The following is a 2941-nucleotide window of genomic DNA, read 5'->3' as shown; positions in this document are numbered from 1 at the left end:
CTCAGGGAGAACTCATCTCGGGGCAAGTTTCGTGCTTAGATGCTTTCAGCACTTATCTCTTCCGCATTTAGCTACCGGGCAATGCCATTGGCATGACAACCCGAACACCAGTGATGCGTCCACTCCGGTCCTCTCGTACTAGGAGCAGCCCCCCTCAATTCTCCAGCGCCCACGGCAGATAGGGACCGAACTGTCTCACGACGTTCTAAACCCAGCTCGCGTACCACTTTAAATGGCGAACAGCCATACCCTTGGGACCTACTTCAGCCCCAGGATGTGATGAGCCGACATCGAGGTGCCAAACACCGCCGTCGATATGAACTCTTGGGCGGTATCAGCCTGTTATCCCCGGAGTACCTTTTATCCGTTGAGCGATGGCCCTTCCATTCAGAACCACCGGATCACTAAGACCTGCTTTCGCACCTGCTCGAGCCGTCACTCTCGCAGTCAAGCTAGCTTATGCCTTTGCACTAACCTCCTGATGTCCGACCAGGATTAGCTAACCTTCGTGCTCCTCCGTTACTCTTTAGGAGGAGACCGCCCCAGTCAAACTACCCACCAGACACTGTCCGCAACCCGGATCACGGGTCTACGTTAGAACACCAGCCATTAAAGGGTGGTATTTCAAGGTCGGCTCCATGCAGACTGGCGTCCACACTTCAAAGCCTCCCACCTATCCTACACATCAAGGACCAGTGTTCAGTGTCAAGCTATAGTAAAGGTTCACGGGGTCTTTCCGTCTTGCCGCGGGTACACTGCATCTTCACAGCGAGTTCAATTTCACTGAGTCTCGGGTGGAGACAGCCTGGCCATCATTACGCCATTCGTGCAGGTCGGAACTTACCCGACAAGGAATTTCGCTACCTTAGGACCGTTATAGTTACGGCCGCCGTTTACCGGGGCTTCGATCAAGAGCTTCTCCTTACGGATAACCCCATCAATTAACCTTCCGGCACCGGGCAGGCGTCACACCGTATACGTCCACTTTCGTGTTTGCACAGTGCTGTGTTTTTAATAAACAGTTGCAGCCAGCTGGTATCTTCGACTGATTTCAGCTCCACGAGCAAGTCGCTTCACCTACCATCAGCGTGCCTTCTCCCGAAGTTACGGCACCATTTTGCCTAGTTCCTTCACCCGAGTTCTCTCAAGCGCCTTGGTATTCTCTACCTGACCACCTGTGTCGGTTTGGGGTACGATTTCGTGTTACCTGATGCTTAGAGGCTTTTCCTGGAAGCAGGGCATTTGTTACTTCAGCACCGTAGTGCCTCGTCATCACACCTCAGCGTTAAAAGAAGTCCGGATTTACCTAAACTTCCCGCCTACATGCTTAAACCGGGACAACCGTCGCCCGGCTAACATAGCCTTCTCCGTCCCCCCTTCGCAGTAACACCAAGTACAGGAATATTAACCTGTTTCCCATCGACTACGCCTTTCGGCCTCGCCTTAGGGGTCGACTCACCCTGCCCCGATTAACGTTGGACAGGAACCCTTGGTCTTCCGGCGTGCGGGTTTTTCACCCGCATTATCGTTACTTATGTCAGCATTCGCACTTCTGATACCTCCAGCACCCCTCACAGGACACCTTCAACGGCTTACAGAACGCTCCCCTACCCAACAACACATTGTGTCGCTGCCGCAGCTTCGGTGCACAGTTTAGCCCCGTTACATCTTCCGCGCAGGCCGACTCGACCAGTGAGCTATTACGCTTTCTTTAAATGATGGCTGCTTCTAAGCCAACATCCTGGCTGTCTGTGCCTTCCCACATCGTTTCCCACTTAACTGTGACTTTGGGACCTTAGCTGGCGGTCTGGGTTGTTTCCCTCTTCACGACGGACGTTAGCACCCGCCGTGTGTCTCCCGTGATAACATTCTTCGGTATTCGCAGTTTGCATCGGGTTGGTAAGTCGGGATGACCCCCTAGCCGAAACAGTGCTCTACCCCCGAAGATGAATTCACGAGGCGCTACCTAAATAGCTTTCGGGGAGAACCAGCTATCTCCCGGTTTGATTGGCCTTTCACCCCCAGCCACAAGTCATCCGCTAATTTTTCAACATTAGTCGGTTCGGTCCTCCAGTTAGTGTTACCCAACCTTCAACCTGCCCATGGCTAGATCACCGGGTTTCGGGTCTATACCCTGCAACTTAACGCCCAGTTAAGACTCGGTTTCCCTTCGGCTCCCCTATTCGGTTAACCTTGCTACAGAATATAAGTCGCTGACCCATTATACAAAAGGTACGCAGTCACCCCATAAAGAGGCTCCCACTGCTTGTACGTACACGGTTTCAGGTTCTTTTTCACTCCCCTCGCCGGGGTTCTTTTCGCCTTTCCCTCACGGTACTGGTTCACTATCGGTCAGTCAGGAGTATTTAGCCTTGGAGGATGGTCCCCCCATATTCAGACAGGATACCACGTGTCCCGCCCTACTCTTCGAGTTCACAACACATGCGATTTTGTGTACGGGGCTGTCACCCTGTATCGCCGGACTTTCCAGACCGTTCCACTACCACACATGCTGATTCAGACTCTGGGCTGCTCCCCGTTCGCTCGCCGCTACTGGGGGAATCTCGGTTGATTTCTTTTCCTCGGGGTACTTAGATGTTTCAGTTCCCCCGGTTCGCTTCATTACGCTATGTATTCACGTAATGATAGTGTGTCGAAACACACTGGGTTTCCCCATTCGGAAATCGCCGGTTATAACGGTTCATATCACCTTACCGACGCTTATCGCAGATTAGCACGTCCTTCATCGCCTCTGACTGCCAGGGCATCCACCGTGTACGCTTAGTCGCTTAACCTCACAACCCGAAGATGTTTCGTAAAACACCATCGTGTTGCGAAAATTTGAGAGACTCGAACACACCATTTTTCATTTCTTATTACGGAGAAATGAAACAGTGTGTCGTTTCAATTTTCAGCTTGATCCAGATTTTTAAAGAGCAAA

The 2941-nt window shown here is 52.0% G+C and carries 1 rRNA gene; it reads right to left on the bottom strand.

Features of this window, described 5'->3' with window-relative positions:
* Positions 1 to 2795: ribosomal RNA gene (locus tag RYZ59_RS24460) — 23S ribosomal RNA — on the bottom strand; the annotation flags it as partial.
* Positions 2796 to 2941 lie beyond the last annotated feature (146 nt).

Origin of the sequence: Citrobacter sp. HN-141 (assembly GCF_033341895.1) — a bacterium.
Taxonomy (GTDB): Bacteria; Pseudomonadota; Gammaproteobacteria; order Enterobacterales; family Enterobacteriaceae; genus Citrobacter.
Note: the sequence above shows the minus strand (reverse complement) of the source record. Positions and strands in the feature narration are given on the sequence as shown.